This is a genomic window from Streptomyces sp. NPDC002994 (assembly GCF_040611155.1).
GTDB lineage: Bacteria > Actinomycetota > Actinomycetes > Streptomycetales > Streptomycetaceae > Streptomyces.
Genome location: NZ_JBEXNQ010000016.1, coordinates 39,308 through 56,823, shown reverse-complemented (window position 1 = coordinate 56,823; position 17,516 = coordinate 39,308). Strand labels below are relative to the sequence as shown.

The 17,516-nt window shown below is 70.4% G+C and carries 17 protein-coding genes; 11 read left to right on the top strand and 6 right to left on the bottom strand.

The window, feature by feature from the left end; genetic code table 11:
- Nucleotides 1-148 precede the first annotated feature (148 nt).
- The 5 genes from ABZX79_RS22170 (at nt 149) to ABZX79_RS22150 (ending at nt 4,526) form a co-directional block, all read left to right on the top strand.
- Entirely contained in the window at nt 149-1,219 is a 1,071-nt protein-coding gene (locus ABZX79_RS22170; protein WP_355260510.1) for a PfkB family carbohydrate kinase, read from the top strand.
- Between the two features lie 129 nt (nt 1,220-1,348).
- Nucleotides 1,349-2,362, top strand: a complete 1,014-nt coding sequence (locus tag ABZX79_RS22165) for a PhoH family protein (protein ID WP_355260250.1) — start codon at nt 1,349-1,351, stop codon at nt 2,360-2,362.
- A 27-nt stretch (nt 2,363-2,389) separates the two neighbouring features.
- Nucleotides 2,390-2,893, top strand: coding sequence for an rRNA maturation RNase YbeY (gene ybeY / locus ABZX79_RS22160; protein WP_215129875.1), 504 nt, complete (start codon nt 2,390-2,392; stop codon nt 2,891-2,893).
- Complete coding sequence (locus ABZX79_RS22155) at nt 2,890-4,173, top strand: hemolysin family protein (RefSeq protein WP_355260246.1); 1,284 nt, start codon at nt 2,890-2,892, stop codon at nt 4,171-4,173. The genes ybeY and ABZX79_RS22155 overlap by 4 nt, the downstream gene beginning before the upstream one ends.
- Nucleotides 4,170-4,526 carry an MmcQ/YjbR family DNA-binding protein gene (locus tag ABZX79_RS22150; protein ID WP_355260243.1) on the top strand — a complete coding sequence of 119 codons (357 nt, stop codon included), beginning with the start codon at nt 4,170-4,172 and terminating at the stop codon, nt 4,524-4,526. The genes ABZX79_RS22155 and ABZX79_RS22150 overlap by 4 nt, the downstream gene beginning before the upstream one ends.
- 3 nt (nt 4,527-4,529) lie before the next feature.
- Here ABZX79_RS22150 and ABZX79_RS22145 read toward each other — a convergent pair whose 3' ends face one another.
- On the bottom strand, nt 4,530-5,978 hold the full coding sequence (locus ABZX79_RS22145) for an MFS transporter (RefSeq protein WP_355260240.1): 1,449 nt from the start codon (nt 5,976-5,978) through the stop codon (nt 4,530-4,532).
- A gap of 149 nt (nt 5,979-6,127) precedes the next feature.
- Between ABZX79_RS22145 and ABZX79_RS22140 the strand changes: the two genes are divergently transcribed.
- The 3 genes from ABZX79_RS22140 to era all read left to right on the top strand — a co-directional run bounded on the left by ABZX79_RS22140 (nt 6,128) and on the right by era (nt 8,476).
- On the top strand, nt 6,128-6,949 hold the full coding sequence (locus tag ABZX79_RS22140) for a helix-turn-helix transcriptional regulator (protein ID WP_355260507.1): 822 nt from the start codon (nt 6,128-6,130) through the stop codon (nt 6,947-6,949).
- Nucleotides 6,950-6,976: 27 nt separating this feature from the next.
- Nucleotides 6,977-7,342 carry a cytidine deaminase gene (locus tag ABZX79_RS22135; protein ID WP_355260237.1) on the top strand — a complete coding sequence of 122 codons (366 nt, stop codon included), beginning with the start codon at nt 6,977-6,979 and terminating at the stop codon, nt 7,340-7,342.
- Nucleotides 7,343-7,534: 192 nt separating this feature from the next.
- Complete coding sequence (gene era, locus ABZX79_RS22130) at nt 7,535-8,476, top strand: GTPase Era (protein WP_355260234.1); 942 nt, start codon at nt 7,535-7,537, stop codon at nt 8,474-8,476.
- A 3-nt stretch (nt 8,477-8,479) separates the two neighbouring features.
- Here era and ABZX79_RS22125 read toward each other — a convergent pair whose 3' ends face one another.
- Genes ABZX79_RS22125 through ABZX79_RS22105 form a run of 5 tightly spaced genes read right to left on the bottom strand, consistent with a single transcriptional unit; the run spans nt 8,480 to nt 12,325 of the window.
- On the bottom strand, nt 8,480-9,850 hold the full coding sequence (locus ABZX79_RS22125) for a GH1 family beta-glucosidase (RefSeq protein WP_355260231.1): 1,371 nt from the start codon (nt 9,848-9,850) through the stop codon (nt 8,480-8,482).
- 43 nt (nt 9,851-9,893) lie between these two features.
- Nucleotides 9,894-10,049, bottom strand: a complete 156-nt coding sequence (locus ABZX79_RS22120) for a hypothetical protein (RefSeq protein ID WP_355260228.1) — start codon at nt 10,047-10,049, stop codon at nt 9,894-9,896.
- 36 nt (nt 10,050-10,085) lie between these two features.
- A complete protein-coding gene (locus ABZX79_RS22115; protein WP_355260225.1) occupies nt 10,086-10,913 on the bottom strand; it encodes a GNAT family N-acetyltransferase in 828 nt (275 codons plus the stop codon).
- Between the two features lie 57 nt (nt 10,914-10,970).
- Complete coding sequence (locus ABZX79_RS22110; RefSeq protein ID WP_355260222.1) at nt 10,971-11,237, bottom strand: protealysin inhibitor emfourin; 267 nt, start codon at nt 11,235-11,237, stop codon at nt 10,971-10,973.
- Between the two features lie 26 nt (nt 11,238-11,263).
- Nucleotides 11,264-12,325: a M4 family metallopeptidase gene (locus ABZX79_RS22105; protein WP_355260219.1), complete on the bottom strand. Its 1,062-nt coding sequence runs from the start codon at nt 12,323-12,325 to the stop codon at nt 11,264-11,266.
- A 306-nt stretch (nt 12,326-12,631) separates the two neighbouring features.
- Between ABZX79_RS22105 and leuA the strand changes: the two genes are divergently transcribed.
- The 3 genes from leuA to ABZX79_RS22090 all read left to right on the top strand — a co-directional run bounded on the left by leuA (nt 12,632) and on the right by ABZX79_RS22090 (nt 17,514).
- Nucleotides 12,632-14,389: a 2-isopropylmalate synthase gene (leuA, locus tag ABZX79_RS22100; protein ID WP_355260215.1), complete on the top strand. Its 1,758-nt coding sequence runs from the start codon at nt 12,632-12,634 to the stop codon at nt 14,387-14,389.
- A 162-nt stretch (nt 14,390-14,551) separates the two neighbouring features.
- Nucleotides 14,552-15,247, top strand: a complete 696-nt coding sequence (locus ABZX79_RS22095) for a TerB family tellurite resistance protein (RefSeq protein ID WP_355260212.1) — start codon at nt 14,552-14,554, stop codon at nt 15,245-15,247.
- A gap of 161 nt (nt 15,248-15,408) precedes the next feature.
- Nucleotides 15,409-17,514, top strand: coding sequence for an MMPL family transporter (locus tag ABZX79_RS22090; RefSeq protein WP_355260209.1), 2,106 nt, complete (start codon nt 15,409-15,411; stop codon nt 17,512-17,514).
- Nucleotides 17,515-17,516 lie beyond the last annotated feature (2 nt).

The following is a 17,516-nucleotide window of genomic DNA, read 5'->3' as shown; positions in this document are numbered from 1 at the left end:
TATTGCCGCGAGCTCCCGTGGACGCGTATCGGGCACACTGGCCTGAATCCGCACCACACCACAGGAGCGCAGGGTGAGCACGGTGAGAAAGCACGCAGCGGCCACGGACATCAGCCGGCAGCAGGACCAGGCCACGCACCTCGACCCCCTGGACGGGCTCCGTGCGCCCGACGGCCCCTGCTGCGACGTGTTCCTCACCGGAACGGTCTTCCTCGACATCATCTTCACCGGCCTCGACAGCGCCCCGGTCCGCGGCACCGAGTCCTGGGCGCGCGGCATGGGCTCCAGCCCCGGCGGCGTGGCCAACATGGCCACCGCCCTGGCCCGCCTCGGCCTGCGTACGTCGCTGGCCGCCGCCTTCGGCGACGACCACTACGGCGAGTACTGCTGGGACGCGCTGGCCGACGGCGAAGGCATCGACCTGCGCATGTCACGGACGGTCCCCGGCTGGCACTCCCCGGTCACCGTCTCCATGGCGTACGAGGGCGAGCGGACCATGGTCTCCCACGGCCACGAGGCCCCGCCGCCCGCCGAACCCGGCCCCTTCCCCGACTGCCCGCCCCGCGCGCGGGCCGCCATCGCCGCGCTCACCCCCGGCCGGACGGAGGAGTGGATCGCCTCCGCCGCCGGCCGAGGCGCCAAGATCTTCGCCGACGTGGGCTGGGACGACACGGGCCGCTGGGACCTCGCGGGCCTCACCGACCTCCAGCACTGCGAGGCGTTCCTGCCCAACGCCGAGGAGGCGATGCGCTACACCCGCACCGACTGCCCGCGCGCCGCCGCCCGCGCCCTTGCCGAGAAGGTGCCGGTCGCGGTCGTCACGCTGGGCGCGGAGGGTGCGTACGCCGTGGACGGCTCGACCGGGGAGACCGCCGAGGTCCCCGCCATCGCCGTCGAGGCACTGGACCCGACCGGCGCCGGCGACGTCTTCGTCGCCGGATTCGTCACCGGTACGCTCGCGGGCTGGCCACTCGCCGACCGCCTCGCCTTCGCCGGGCTGACCGCCGCCCTGTCGGTACAGGAGTTCGGCGGATCGCTGTCGGCGCCCGGATGGTCGGAGATCGCCGCCTGGTGGCAGCAGGTGCAGGCCGTCGACGGGCAGGACCCGCAGGCACTGCGCCGGTACGCCTTCCTCGACGGACTGTTGCCCACGGCAGGCGCCCGCGTGTGGCCGCTGCGCCGGGCGGTGCCCACGATCGGCTTCCGCAGGCCGGCCTGACAGGCCCGTACAGGCGCGTTCGAAAAGCCTTCGGCCTTGTCAGTGCACCGACGTAGGCTTGGTCTCAAGAGGTTGTCGAGCAGCGAGAACCCTGCAACGGGAGGTATGTGCAGGCCATAGTGCCGGCCCATGACTCAGACACCTACACAGCCGCAGGCCCGCGCCCAGTTCACCGTGCCGGACAGACACCCCATGGTGATGGTTCTGGGTTCCCGCGATTCCCTGTTGCGCGTGATCGAGAACGCCTTCCCCGACGTGGACATCCACGTCAGGGGGAATGAGGTCAGCACGGTCGGCGACCCGACCGAGGTCGCACTGATCCAGCGCCTGCTGGCCGAGATGATGCTGGTGCTCCGCACCGGACTGCCGATGACGGAGGACGCCTTGGAACGCTCGATCGCCATGCTCAGAGCGAGCGGAAACGGCAGCGGCGCGGAAGCCGTGAGAGAGACCCCGGCCGAGGTGCTCACCCAGAACATCCTCTCCAGCCGTGGTCGCACCATCCGACCCAAGACGCTCAACCAGAAGCGGTACGTCGACGCCATCGACAAGCACACCCTTGTCTTCGGCATCGGCCCCGCCGGTACGGGCAAGACCTATCTCGCCGTGGCCAAGGCGGTCCAGGCCCTGCAGTCCAAGCAGGTCAGCCGGATCATCCTGACCAGGCCCGCCGTCGAGGCGGGCGAGCGGCTCGGCTTCCTGCCCGGCACGCTCTACGAGAAGATCGACCCGTACCTGCGCCCGCTCTACGACGCCCTGCACGACATGCTCGACCCCGACTCGATCCCGCGCCTGATGGCGGCGGGGACGATCGAGGTCGCCCCGCTGGCATACATGCGTGGCCGGACCCTCAATGACGCGTTCATCATCCTGGACGAGGCGCAGAACACCAGCGCCGAGCAGATGAAGATGTTCCTGACGAGGCTCGGCTTCGACTCGAAGATCGTCGTCACGGGTGACGTCACGCAGGTCGACCTGCCGGGCGGGACGAAGAGCGGTCTGCGGCAGGTCCAGGGGATCCTGGAGGGCCTCGACGACGTCCACTTCTCCCGGCTCACGTCGCAGGATGTCGTACGGCACAAGCTGGTCGGCCGTATCGTCGACGCGTACGAGCAGTACGACGACAGCCAAAACGCGCTGTGACTTTGAACCAGGGGTAGATCCAGCACCATGTCGATCGACGTCAACAACGAATCCGGCACCGAGGTCGACGAGCAGGCGATTCTCGACATCGCCCGTTACGCACTCACCCGGATGCGGATCCACCCGCTCTCCGAACTGTCGGTGATCGTCGTGGACACGGCCGCCATGGAGCAGCTCCACATCCAGTGGATGGACCTCCCCGGACCGACCGATGTCATGTCCTTCCCGATGGACGAACTGCGTCCGCCGTCACGGGACGATGACGCCGCGGAGCCCCCGCAGGGGCTCCTCGGTGACATCGTGCTCTGCCCCGAGGTCGCCAAGAAGCAGGGTGAGGACGCGGACACGCAGCACTCCATGGACGAGGAGCTCCAGCTCCTCACCGTCCACGGAGTGCTGCACCTGCTCGGTTACGACCACGAGGAGCCGGACGAGAAGGCCGAGATGTTCGGCCTCCAGGCGGCCATCGTCGACGGCTGGCGAGCGGAGAAGGGCCTGACCGGTCCGTCCCCCGCGCCGACCGTTTCATGACCGCCCAACTGATCACCGGCGCCGTCCTGCTGGTCGTGGTCGCCTGGCTGGCGGCCTGCGCGGAAGCCGGTATCGCCCGCGTCTCCACCTTCCGGGCCGCCGAGGCCGTACGCTCCGGCCGGCGCGGCGGCGCCAAGCTGGCCCAGGTCGCCTCCGACCCGACCCGCTACCTGAACGTCGCGCTGCTGATACGGGTGGCCTGCGAAATGGCCGCCGGTGTCTTCGTCACGTACGCCTGCCTGCGCGAGTTCGACGAGACGTGGGAGGCGCTGGCCATCGCCATCGGCGTGATGGTCCTCGTCTCGTACGTCGCCGTCGGCGTCTCCCCGCGCACCATCGGCCGCCAGCACCCGATGAACACGGCGACCGCCTCCGCGTACGTCCTGCTGCCGCTCGCCCGCATCATGGGCCCCATCCCGCAGCTGCTGATCCTCATCGGCAACGCCCTCACGCCCGGCAAGGGCTTCCGCAAGGGCCCCTTCGCCAGCGAGGCCGAGCTGCGCGCGATGGTCGACCTGGCAGAGCAGGAGTCCCTGATCGAGGACGACGAGCGCCGCATGGTGCACTCCGTCTTCGAGCTCGGCGACACGCTCGTACGCGAAGTCATGGTCCCCAGGACCGACCTCGTCTCCATCGAGCGCTTCAAGACGATCCGCCAGGCCCTCACCCTCGCCCTGCGCTCCGGTTTCTCCCGTATCCCGGTGACCGGCGAGAACGAGGACGACATCGTCGGCATCGTCTACCTCAAGGACCTGGTCAGGAAGACCCACATCAACCGCGAGTCCGAGGCCGACCTGGTCTCCACCGCGATGCGCCCCGCCGTCTTCGTCCCCGACACGAAGAACGCGGGCGACCTGCTGCGCGAGATGCAGCAGGAGCGCAATCACGTCGCCGTCGTCATCGACGAGTACGGCGGCACGGCCGGCATCGTCACCATCGAGGACATCCTCGAAGAGATCGTCGGCGAGATCACGGACGAGTACGACCGTGAACTGCCGCCCATCGAGGAGCTGGACGACGGCTGCTACCGGGTGACCGCCCGGCTCGACATCGGCGACCTCGGCGAGCTCTTCGGCTTCGACGAGTACGACGACGAGGACGTCGAGACCGTCGGCGGACTGCTCGCCAAGGCGCTCGGCCGGGTGCCGATCGCGGGCGCGTCCGCGACCGTGGACCTGCCCGACGGGCGCTCGCTGCGCCTGACCGCGGAGTCGCCGGCCGGCCGCCGGAACAAGATCGTCACGGTACTGGTGGAGCCGGAGGAGAAGGAGGCGGCATGACGCCGCAGGAGCTCAGGGCGTTCTGTCTGGAATTCAACGCGGCGACGGAGGAATTCCCCTTCGGCCCGGAGACGTCGGTCTTCAAGGTCGCGGGAAAGCTCTTCGCGCTGAGCGCCCTCGACGCAGCCCACCTCACGGTCAACCTCAAGTGCGAACCCGAGATCGCTGTCCAACTCCGCGAGGAGCACGAAGCGATCGCCCCCGGCTGGCACATGAACAAGCGCCACTGGAACACGGTCACCGTCGACGGCCGGCTCCCGGACCGCATGGTCCGGGAGCTGATCGAGGACTCGTACGACCTGGTGGTGGCCGGTCTCCCGAAGGCGGAGCGGCTGCGACTCGACCGGCCCTGACGCTTACTGGTCCTTCGCCCGGCTCGTCCGCAGGCCGATGCCCACCAGGACCGCCGCCACCACCACGATCGCCGCGTCCAGGGCGAGGACGGTGCGTACGCCGTCGAACAGCGCGCCCTGGGTCGTGGCCAGCACACCGAGCAGCGGGATGCCGATCGTGAGGCCGACCTGCTGGGTGGTGGTGACGAGTCCGGTCGCCAGCCCCTGCTCCTCGTCCGGCACCCCGGACGTGACGATCAGCCCGTACGAGATGATCGCGCCCAGGTGGCACATGCTGGCCAGCGAGACGGCGGCGGCCGCCAGCACCGCGCCCGACCCGGTGCCGATGCCCAGCAGCGCGGCGACGAACAGGCCCTGGCCGAGCAGCGAACCGACGAGAGTGCGGCGGGCGCCGATGCGGCCGATGAGCTTGGGGGCGTACGTACCGGCGACGGCGGACAGCACACCCTGGAGGCCGAAGATCAGACCGGTCTGAAGGGCGGAGAGCTTGAGCACTTCCTGGAGGTAGAGCGTCAGGACGAACACGACGGTGCTCATCATCGAGAAGGTGACCAGGCCGCCGAGATTGCCCCAGGCCACGGTCCGGCGCCGCAGCATCGGCAGCGAGACGAGGGGCGCCGCGGCACGGGACTCGACGTACACGAAGGCGGCGAGGAGCGCGATGCCGGCGACCAGGGTGACGAGCACGTCGGTGCCGCCGAAGCCGCGCTCGGCCGCCGTCGACAGGGCGTAGATCAGGGCCAGCAGACCGGTGGTGACGGTGACCGCGCCGGGGATGTCGAGGCGCGGGCGCTCGGGGTGGCGGGACTCCGACAGCAGACCCGGCGCGAGTACGAGCACGATCACGGCGGCGACGGCCAGCAGGGCCATCGTGGAGCGCCAGCCCAGGGTGTCGGTCATGACGCCGCCGAGCAGCATGCCGACGGTGAAGCCGAGCGAGAGCAGCGTGCCGCTGATGCCCAGCGCGCGGTCGCGCTGCGGGCCCTCGGGGAACGTGGTGGTCAGCAGCGACATGCCGGTCGGCACGATCGCGGCCGCGCCGAGGCCCTGGAGGGCCCGCCCGGCCAGGAAGGACGCCGGGTCCCAGGCGAAGGTGGCGAGGAGGGAGGCCGCGCCGAAGACGGCGAGGCCGGTGAGGAACAGCTTGCGCCGCCCGAACAGGTCGGCGATCCGGCCGAAGAGGAGCAGGAATCCGCCGGAGGGGAGCGCGAAGGCGGTGACTGCCCACTGGAGCGCGGACTGGCTCATGCCGAGGTCCTTGCCGAGGACGGGCAGGGCCACGTTCAGTACGGAGAAGTCGAGGGCCACCATGAACTGGGCGGCGCACAGCACGAAGAGAATCAGCTTGGCGCGGCCGGAGAGCTTGGGCGGCGTCGCAGTCGCTGTCGCAGTCGCCGTCGCTTCGGGGCCAGTTGAGCTGGTGAGAGGGGGGACAGGGGTGTCGATTGCCATGGTCGACACCTTGCGGCCGCAGGAATAGCCGTGGGGAGCGGGAACTTATCCTGTTGGTGCAACCACCAGGCAGCCGTATACAGGGGGAGTACGTGGCTACACCGGTCGATCTCAAGGCACACCGTCTCGGCGAGCTGCGCGAGTTCCTCATGAGCAGGCGAGCCAGGGTCAGCCCCGCGGAGGCGGGGCTTCCGGACGGCGGCGCGCGGCGGCGTACGCCCGGACTGCGCCGGGAGGAGGTCGCGGTGCTCGCGGGCGTCGGCGTCTCCTGGTACCAGTGGCTGGAGCAGGGCCGGGACATCACCGTCTCGGCGCAGGTGCTCGACTCGGTGGGGCGGGTACTGCGGCTGAGTAGCGTGGAGCGTCGGCACTTGTACGTCCTGGCCGGGCTGAACCCGCCCGCGCCGGAGGTCGATCCGCGCAATGCGGACATGTGCGAGGGACTGCGCCGGCTGATCGACGCCTGGATGCCGTTTCCCGCGCACATCATGGACGCGTACTGGAACACGATCATGTACAACGACGCGGCGGGCGCGGTCCTGGGCATGCGGCCCGAGATCACCCAGAACTGCCTGGTCGCGTTCTTCACCGACCCGATCTACCGCTCCAGGGCGAAGAGCTGGGGCCAGAACGCCGCGAATGTCGTGGCCCAGTACCGGGCGGCGTGCTCGGACCGGCCGGACGACGAGGGCTTTCGCGCGGTCGTCGACGAGGTGAAGGAACTCTCGCCGGAGTTCGCCGAACTGTGGGAGCGGCGCGACATCGCGCCCGGCGGGCAGGTCCGCAAGGAGATGGAGCATCCGGTCGTCGGCACGCTCGTCGTGGAGTCGACCCAGCTGCGCGTGCCGGCCCGCCCCGACCTGACGATCGTGCTCCACACGGCGCTCCCGGAGGCGGACACGGCGGCGAAGCTGGAGTGGCTGGCGTCGCCGGAGGGGCGGCGCGGCTCCATGTACCCGGTCGCGGGCTGATCAGGCTTCCTTCCTTATGCTCTGGGCATGACTGAGACGACGCCGAGCACTGAACTCGACCCTGAGGACCGCAAGATCATCACGCTGGCGCGGAGTGCGCGTGCCCGTAATGAGGTGCCGGAGGGGGCGGCGGTGCGGGATGAGACGGGGCGTACGTATGTCGCCGGGAGTGTTGACCTGGACTCCCTCAAACTGAGCGCGCTGCGGACCGCGGTCGCGATGGCGGTGGCGAGCGGGGCGAAGTCGCTGGAGGCGGCGGCGGTGGTGACGGACGCCGACACGGCGTCGGAGGAGGACCGCGCGGCGGTGCGTGACCTGGGCGGTCCCGGGACGCCGGTGCTGGTGGCGGGGCCGGACGGGGCGCTGCGGGTCAGTGTGACTGCGGGCGGCTGAGGGCGCGAGCCCCAGCCCCCGGGACGCCCTGCGGGCATGTCCTCAAACGCCGGACGGGCTGTTCGGCCGCACTATCCAGCCCCTCCGGCGTTTGAGGAGCGGGGTCTGGGGCAGCGCCCCAGGTGCCCCGCAGGGGGCGCTCCCCGGCCGCACTGGTCGGCCTTGCCGCGTACATCGGGGAGAATGGCACGCATGAGCGCTCGCACCCAGTCTTCCGAGGCCCCCCACCGGGCCGGCTTCGCCTGCTTCGTCGGCCGCCCGAACGCGGGCAAGTCCACCCTGACGAACGCTCTGGTCGGCCAGAAGGTCGCCATCACCTCCAGCCGGCCGCAGACCACCCGCCACACCGTGCGCGGGATCGTGCACCGCCCCGAAGCGCAGCTGATCCTGGTCGACACCCCGGGCCTCCACAAGCCGCGCACGCTGCTGGGCGAGCGCCTCAATGACGTCGTACGCACCACCTGGGCCGAGGTCGACGTGATCGGCTTCTGCCTGCCCGCCGACCAGAAGCTCGGCCCCGGCGACAAATTCATCGCCAAGGAGCTCGCGGGCATCAGGAAGACGCCGAAGGTCGCGATCGTCACCAAGACGGACCTCGTCGACTCCAAGCAGCTCGCCGAGCAGCTCATCGCCATCGACCAGCTCTCCAAGGAGCTCGGCTTCGAGTGGCAGGAGATCGTTCCGGTCTCCGCCGTCGGTGACAGTCAGGTCTCGCTCCTCGCGGACCTGCTGGTCCCGCTCCTCCCCGAGAGCCCGCCGCTCTACCCCGAGGGCGACCTCACCGACGAACCCGAGATGGTCATGGTCGCGGAGCTGATCCGCGAGGCCGCCCTCGAAGGCGTACGGGACGAGCTGCCGCACTCCATCGCGGTGGTCGTCGAGGAGATGCTGCCCCGCGAGGACCGCCCGGCCGACAAGCCGCTCCTCGACATCCACGCGAACGTCTACATCGAGCGCCCCAGCCAGAAGGGCATCATCATCGGCCCCAAGGGCAAGCGCCTGAAGGACGTCGGTACGAAGTCGCGCAAGCACATCGAGGCGCTGCTCGGTACGCCGGTCTTCCTCGACCTGCACGTGAAGGTCGCGAAGGACTGGCAGCGGGACCCGAAGCAGCTGCGCAAGCTCGGCTTCTGATCGTCACCCCCGCGCCCGCTGCCCGCGCAAAGCGTCCCGCAGCCATCGGAACGACGCCTTCGGCGTCCGGGCGAGCGTCTCGTAGTCGATATGGACGAGGCCGAAGCGCTGGGCGTATCCCTCGGCCCACTCGAAGTTGTCCATCAGCGACCAGACGAAGTAGCCGCGTACGTCGACGCCCGCCTCCATCGCCCGGTGCAGCGCCCGCAGGTGGCCGTCGAGGAAGGCGATCCGCTCCTGATCGTCCAGGCCGTCGTACGAGCAGCCGTTCTCGGTGATGACGACGGGCGGGAGCCGGTCGCCGTACCGCGCGCGGAATGAGGTCAGCAGTTCGGTCAGCGCGTCGGGGACGACCGGCCAGCCGAAGGCGGTACGCGGGTGGCCCTCGATCTCCCGTACGGAGAACGGCATTTCCGGCGGTATCTCGATGCCCGCGAAATCTGTCGGCGCGTCCGCGCCCGGAGCCCCCACCAGCGTCGGCTGGTAGTAGTTGATCCCGTACCAGTCGAGCGGTTGTCCGATGAGGTCGAGGTCCTCGGCCACCGGGCCGGGCAGCATCTCGGCAATGCCGTCCGGATAGCGCCCCAGCAGCAGCGGATCCGCGAACAGCCGGTTGAGCAGCAGGTCGTAGAAGTCGGCCGCGCCCCGGTCCTCGTCGCTTTCCGCCGCCGCCCACACCGGCCCGTGCGAGTTCGCGATCCCGATGCTGTACGTGCCGCCGCCCCTGGCCCGCAGCGCCTGTACGGCCAGACCGTGCCCCAGGAGCTGGTGGTGGGCGACGGGCAGCGCGTCGAAGAGCAGCCGCTTGCCGGGGGCGTGCTGCCCCAGCCCGTACCCGAGCAGCGTCAGCTCGGCCGGCTCGTTCAGGGTGATCCAGCGGTCCACGCGGTCCCCGAGCCTGGCGGCCACCACCTCGGCGTACTCCGCGAACCGGTACGCCGTGTCCCGCTCCAGCCAGCCACCGGCCTTCTCCAGCGCGAGCGGGGTGTCCCAGTGGAAGAGGGTCGGCACGGGGCGTACGCCCGCCGCGCACAGCTCGTCGACGAGCCGGTCGTAGAAGCCGAGCCCGGCCTCGCTGACCGCCCCGCCGCCCTCCGGCAGCACCCGCGACCAGGCCACGGAGAAGCGGTACGCCCCGACGCCGAGGTCTTTGAGCAGCGCCACGTCCTGGGGATACCGGTGGTAGTGGTCCGTCGCCACGGACGCGTCCGAGCCGTCCTTGATCCGCCCCGGCTCGGCGGCGAACGCGTCCCACGAGGACCGCCCCCGCCCGCCCTCGTCCACCCCGCCCTCGATCTGCTGGGCCGAAGTCGACACCCCCCAGAGGAAGTTGGCAGGAAAGCGGGGCAGCGGGCGCAGCGGCGGCGTCGTCATGCAGAGATGCTCGGTACCGCCGGTAACCCTGTCAATGGGGAGGTCAATCGGAAGGCAGGTCATGCAGCAGCGCATCGGCCTGGGCGCGCTCTTCGTCGGTGAAGGCGCCGTGTTCGCGTTCGTACCGGTGTAGCTCCTCGGCGAGCAGTTCGTTGCGGATCCTGCGGGCGAGGGCTTCCGCCGCGTAGCTGGTGGCCATACCGCCATCATGCTGCGATACGGCCACCGTCGAGCCCTATTCGGCCGACGCCTCCATCGCCGTCCCGATGCACCGGAAGCCCGCCCGTGCGTAGACGCGCGCGACCGCGTCATCCGTCGCGGTCAGGAACACCGTGTCGATGCCGCGCGCGCGGGCGTCCGCCGCCAGCGCCGCCGTGACCGCGACCGCCAGGCCCCGGCGGCGGGCCGAAGGCAGCGTGCCCACGCCGACTATCTCCGTGGCCGTGGCCGTACTCACCGGGCGGTACTGGCCCGCGCAGAGCACTGTGCCGTCCTCGACCGCCGCGGCCACGACGGACAGCCCCGCCCGGATCTGGTCCGCGACGCGCTCCACCGAGCCGTTGCCGTCGGCCTTCTGGGCCGCGATCAGGGCGGCGAGTTCGTCCGGTCCCGCCGCCCCCACCGCCGTACCGAGCTCCGCGAAGGCGAGCTGCGGGACGGCGAGTGCGCCGGGCAGCGCCGGGTCGTCGGCGGCGAGCAGGCGTACCAGCGGGTGCGGGGCCGCGGCGCTCCCGTCGTCCTCCAGGAGCATCAGTGGGCGCTCCTGCATCGCCAGCCCGGTCTCCTCGAGCGCCCGGCGCAGGCCCGGAGTCATGTCCGGCACCCACTCGAACGCCTCGGGTATGCCCAGCTCCCGCTGGCGCGCCCTGACCCGTTCCACATCGGCGGCGGTCGCCGGGGCGCCGGTCCATTCCAGCGTCGGCCGGGCGTAGTACGGGTGACCCGATCCGGCCGGTACGAAGAGGGTCAGCGGGCCGAAGTCCTCGGCACGGGCGGAGGATCGCGGTACGGCGTCGTAGTAGCGCTCGAGCCGGGTGAGGATGTCGGTGGTGGTAGAAGTCATCCGCGCATCAGATCATCCGGCAGCCCCCTCACGCCCCTCCTTTTAGGCCTCCTTCCTTCAGGCCCCTTCCTTCAAGACCTGCGAGATGAGCCGGCTCTGCGCCTCCGTCAGCCGTGGATCCGCGCAGTAGACGGTCTCCCCGTCGATCGTGATCTGGTAGCTGAATCCGTCCGGTACGCCGATGGGCGGCGTCCCCCGGCCGTCGGCGACCGCCTCCTCGGCCAGGGCGTGCCACTCGCCCGCGTCGGGCCGCCCCGAGGTGTCCACCTCGGCGTACCGCTCGATGCCGGCGAATCCGCCCGTACGCCTTACCCCAATTCGCATGTGTCCCGTTCTAGTACGGATAGGGCTCAGCCGGTAGGCACCCCGACCGTGGACCACGCTTTCAGCAGAGCCTCGAGCTCCTCGCCGTCACTGAAACGGGCGCGCGCGGCGGCCACCGTGGCGCGGGCGAAGTCGGCGAAGCTCGCGTCGACCTGGAGGGTCCCGGCGGTCAGGGTGTCGTACCAGATCTGGCCCGCCCCCTCCCACGCCTTGCCGCCCAGCGCGGTGGCCAGCAGGTAGAAGGCGTGGTTGGGGATGCCGGAGTTGATGTGGACGCCGCCGTTGTCCCGCCCGGTGCGGACGTACTCGTCCATCGTCGCGGGCTGCGGGTCCTTGCCGAGTACGTCGTCGTCGTACGCCGTGCCGGGAGCCTTCATCGAGCGCAGGGCCACCCCGGTGACGCGCTCGGCCAGCAGGCCCGCGCCGATCAGCCAGTCGGCCCGGTCGGCGGTCTGTTCGTTGACGTACTGCTTGACCAGGGAGCCGAAGACGTCCGACACGGATTCGTTCAGCGCGCCGGGCTGGCCGAAGTACGTGAAGTTCGCCGTGTACTGCGTCAGGCCGTGAGCGAGCTCGTGGGCGATCACGTCCACGGGGAGGGTGAAGTCCCGGAAGATCTCGTCCCCGTCGCCGAAGACCATCTGCTCGCCGTTCCAGAAGGCGTTTCCGTAGTTCTCGCCGTAGTGGACGGTCGCGACGAGCGGCAGGCCGTTCCCGTCGATGGAGTCGCGCTCGAAGGCCTTCAGCAGGAGTTCGAACGTCGCACCCAGACCTGCGTACGCCCGGTTGACCGTCGCGTCCTGTCCGGGCTCGTCGCCCTCGCCGCGCACTTTGATCCCCGGCAGCTGCTCGCGGTGCTGCGCGTCGTAGAGGGTGCGGTGCGGTGTGTTCCCGGCCGCGCCGCCGCGCGGCTCGGCGGCCGGCGGCGCGCCGAGCACCGTGGTCAGCCGGCGGTGGGTGCGCTGCGCGGCGTCCGCTTCGAGGGTCCGGCGGGCGGGGCCCGCGAGCGCCGGATCCTCGGCCTGGGCGAGCTTGTCGAGGACGTGGGGAGGCACGATGGTGCAGAACACGGGATGTGTGGCCTTCATGGGCGCAATGTGGCACTGGGTCACGCGACTGTCACTACTTGCAACCATGATTGATGAAATCGAGTGAAGGATCACTTTCGCCCGTTACCCCCCCGTTATCGGGGAAGCGGTCCCGCATACTGATACGGGACCGGCATTTCCGGCTTCCCTCGGCTAGGCTGCGGCACATCATGCGTTACGGGCTGCTCCTCCTTAGCTGCCGCGGCGAGGGTCTGTAGTTATAGGCCGACCCCCTCCCCGCGGAGTCTGGTGCTGCAGCGACACCGTCGGCCGTCCCCTTTGCAGGACACCGAGGAGCCCTACGCGATGAACGCCCCTGTTGGCCGCCCCACGCCGATCACCAACGCGACGCAGCTGCAGAAGCCGTCCGGGATGCCGATCCACAAGTACGGCAAGTACGAGGCCGTGGACATCCCCGACCGCACCTGGCCGGACCGCCGCATCACCAAGGCGCCCCGCTGGCTGTCCACCGATCTGCGCGACGGCAACCAGGCCCTGATCGACCCCATGAGCCCCGCCCGCAAGCGCGAGATGTTCGACCTGCTCGTACGCATGGGCTACAAGGAGATCGAGGTCGGCTTTCCGTCGTCCGGCGAGACCGACTTCAACTTCGTACGCTCCATCATCGAAGAGGGCGCGATCCCCGAGGACGTGACGATCTCCGTCCTGACCCAGGCGCGCGAAGAGCTGATCGAGCGGACCGTCGAGTCGCTGGTCGGCGCCCGGCGCGCGACCGTGCACCTCTACAACGCCACCGCCCCGACCTTCCGCCGCGTGGTCTTCCGCGGCTCCAAGGAGCAGGTCAAGCAGATCGCCGTCGACGGCACGCGGCTGGTCATGGAGTACGCCGACAAGCTGCTGGGCCCGGAGACGATCTTCGGTTACCAGTACAGCCCGGAGATCTTCACCGACACCGAGCTGGACTTCGCCCTGGAGGTCTGCGAGGCCGTCTGCGACGTATGGCAGCCGGAAGAGGGCCGGGAGATCATCCTGAACCTGCCGGCCACCGTCGAGCGCTCCACGCCGTCCACGCACGCGGACCGCTTCGAGTGGATGTCGCGGAACCTGTCCCGGCGTGAGTACGTCTGCCTGTCCGTGCACCCGCACAACGACCGCGGCACCGCCGTCGCCGCCGCCGAGCTGGCGATCATGGCGGGCGCCGACCGTATCGAGGGCTGCCTGTTCGGGCAGGGCGAGCGCACGGGCAACGTCGACCTGGTGACGCTGGGCATGAACCTCTTCTCCCAGGGCGTCGACCCGCAGATCGACTTCTCGCAGATCGACGACATCCGCCGGACGTCCGAGTACTGCAACCAGATGGAGGTCCACCCGCGCCACCCCTACGCGGGCGACCTGGTCTACACCGCCTTCTCCGGCTCCCACCAGGACGCCATCAAGAAGGGCTTCGACGCGATGGAGGCCGAGGCGGCCGCCGCCGGCAAGACGGTCGACGACATCGAGTGGGCCGTGCCGTACCTGCCGATCGACCCGAAGGACGTGGGCCGCTCGTACGAGGCGGTCATCCGCGTCAACTCGCAGTCCGGCAAGGGCGGTATCGCGTACGTCCTGAAGAACGACCACAAGCTGGACCTGCCGCGCCGCATGCAGATCGAGTTCTCCCGGATCATCCAGGCCAAGACGGACGCCGAGGGCGGCGAGGTCACGCCGAAGGCGATCTGGTCGGTCTTCCAGGACGAGTACCTGCCGAACGCCGAGAACGCGTGGGGGCGGATCCAGCTGCGTTCCGGCCAGACCACCACCGACACGGACGGCCAGGACACGCTGACCGTCGAGGCGGTCGTCGACGGCGTCGACACGGTGCTGACCGGCACCGGCAACGGCCCGATCTCGGCCTTCTTCGAGGCGCTGGGCGCGGTCGGTGTGGACGCCAGGCTGCTGGACTACCAGGAGCACACGATGAGTGAGGGTGCGAGCGCCCAGGCCGCGTCGTACATCGAGTGCGCGATCGACGGCAAGGTCATGTGGGGCATCGGCATCGACGCCAACACCACGCGCGCGTCGCTGAAGGCGGTCGTTTCGGCCGTGAACAGGGCCACGCGCTGAGGCGAATTCTGCTCCGGTCGTGAAGCGCCGGGCGGGCCGATTTTCGGCCACGTCCGGCGTTTTGCGTGCGCCTTGTCGCGGGAGGGTGCTGACGCGACATCACAGATGTGGCTAACATCACGGCAACGCGGCAGTGTTGCCGGAGCGTTACGGAGGTGCGACGTGCTGCCAGCCCGAGGGCGGAAACAATGCGTATGGGGCATTCGCACCGCATGGAACACCGTCGGCGACGGTGACTTCTTTTGCCCGGATTGCGGCGGTGACCGCAACTACCGCCGCCGGACCGGGCGCAGACGCTTCACCGTCCTCGGCATCCCGCTGCTGCCGCGCGGTTACGCCGGCCCGGTCATCGAATGCGCCGCCTGCCAGGGGCACTTCGGCACCGAGGCACTCGACCACCCCACCACCGTCCGCTTCTCCGCGATGCTCCGCGACGCCGTCCACACCGTCGCCCTCGCCGTCCTCGCCGCGGGCGGCACGTCCTCCCGTACCGTCAGGGTGACCGCCGTCGCCGCGGTGCGCGCCGCCGGGTTCGACGAGTGCACCGAGGACCAGCTCACCACCCTCATCGACGCCCTCGCCGCCGACACCGGCCGCCTTCCCGGGGCGTACGAGGGCACCAGTGAGCCCTGCGGCGCCGCGCTCGCCATCGAACTGCACGAGGCCCTGGAACCGCTGGCCCCGCACCTCGCCCCGAGCGGCCGCGAATCGATCCTGCTCCAGGGCGCCCGGATCGCCCTCGCCGACGGCCCGTACAGCCCCGCCGAGCGCGAGGTGCTGACGATCGTCGGCGGCGCGCTGCTGATCTGCCCGGACGACACGTCCCGGCTGCTGGCGGCGGCGCGTACACCTTCCTGAATCGATCCTGAACCGATCCCTCCTTACTCCCCAGGGAGTAAGGGAGCCCGCGTACCGCCCCTGGCAGTACCGCTGATCTCGCCCCCGCGCGCGACGAATCGGCCGTCCCCCGACGGGACTCTGGTGAGGACCGGAAGCCCGTCCAGGAGGGGAGGCCCGCGATGGGGCCTGCGACATCCGATTCATCTTCCGCTGTACGCCGACGAGCCGCGCCCTGGGCCGTGATCGCGCTCTGGGCCATCGCCGTCGCGGTGGCGCTCACCTTTGCCGGCAAGCTCGGCGACGTACAGCGCGACGAGGCCGTCGACTACCTTCCCGCGAGCGCCGATTCGACGCAGGCGGAGAAGCTCCAGCAGCTGCTGCCCGGCGGCGAGACCACCGACCTCGTCCTCGTCTACCGGCGCGACGGCGGGCTCACCGCCGCCGACCGGGGCGCGGCGCAGGGGCAGGTCGACGCGATCGCGGCGGAGTACCGGCTGACCGGGGACCGGCCCGAGGGCATTCCTTCGAAGGACGGCAGCACGCTGATGTTCCCGGTGTCCACCTCGGAGCCGGGACAGGACGAGGAGGCGCGGAACGCCTTCGTCGACGACGTACGGGAGGCAACGGCCGACGTCGGCGGGATGAGCGTCGAGGTCGGCGGGCCCGGGGCCCTCCAGACCGACCTGGAGGCCGTCTTCGGGTCCATCGACGCCACGCTGATGCTCGCGACACTGCTGGTCGTCGCCGTCCTGCTGATCGTCACCTACCGCAGCCCGTTCCTGTGGCTGGTGCCGCTCGTCGTCGTGGGCGTCGCGGCTCTGGTCTCGCGGGCGGTGATCTACGGCCTCGTCCAGGGCTTCGACCTCACCGTCACCAGTCAGAGCGCGGGCATCATGACCGTCCTCGTCTTCGGCGCGGGCACCGACTACGCCCTGCTCATCGTCGCCCGCTACCGGGAGGAGCTGCGCCGCGTTCCCCGGCCGTACGACGCCATGCGGGCCGCGCTGCGCGGCTGTGGGCCCGCCGTGCTCGCCTCGTCGGGGACGGTGGCCGCCGGGCTGCTGTGCCTGCTCGCCGCCGACCTCAACAGCAGCCGGGGGCTGGGGCCGGTCGGCGCGGTGGGTGTGGTGTGCGCGCTCGCCGCGATGATGACGCTGCTGCCCGCTGTGCTGGTGCTGCTCGGGCGGCGCGTGTTCTGGCCACTGATTCCGGCGTACGGAAGCGAGCCGCGTAAGCGCCGTAACCTCTTCGCCGGCATGGGCGGTTCGGCCGCGCGCAGGCCCGTCGCGGTGCTGGCGACCGGCACGGTGCTGCTCGGTGCGCTGGCCCTCGGTGCGCTCAATCTCCCCGGAGCGCTCAAGGAGGAGGACAGCTTCACCAAGGCCCCCGAGTCGGTCGCCGCGATGGCGACGCTCGCCGAGGCCTACCCGGACCGCAGCAGCAGGCCCATCGACGTCCTGGCGCCGACGGAGGAGGCCGACAGCGCGCTGACACTTGCCCGTACGACCGAAGGCGTCGCGGGGGCGGAGCGGGGCCGCAGCGGCGGAGGGTGGACCGAGATCGCCGTCTTCGCCAAGGACGCACCGGAGACGGCGGGGGAGACGGCGACGATCGAGCGGCTGCGGGATTCTTTGGACGATGCGGCGTACGTCGGCGGCCCGAGCGCCCAGCAGCTGGACCTGGAGGAGACCACCGGCCGGGACCGCCTGATCGTCATCCCGCTCGTCCTGGCCGCGGTGATGCTCATCCTGACGGTGCTGCTGCGCAGCCTCGTCGCGCCGCTTCTGCTCGTCACGGCGGTGGTGGTGGTGTGGGGAGCGGCGATGGGCCTGGGAGGTCTGGTCTTCGGCCCGGTGCTGGGATTCGAGGGCATTGATCCCGGGCTCCCGCTGCTGTCGTTCGTCTTCCTGGTGGCGCTGGGTGTCGACTACGGCATCTTCCTGATGCACCGCATGCGGGAGGAGGCGGCGCGGGGCGCGGGCCCCGCCGAGGCGGCGCTGACCGCGTTGCGCACGACGGGCGGGGTGATCGCTTCGGCCGGCATCGTGCTCGCCGCGACGTTCGCGGTCCTCGCCTCGCTGCCGCTGGTGATGATGGTGGAGCTCGGCTCGCTGGTAGCGGTGGGCGTACTGCTGGACACCTTCCTCGTACGGACCTACCTGGTGACCAGCGCGAGCCTGCTGCTCGGCCGGCGGGTGTGGTGGCCGGGGTCGCTGTCCCGTGGCGCGGAGAAGGCGACTTCCGCTGCCCCCATGGCCGAAGAACCGGTGCGTACCGGAGGATGAGC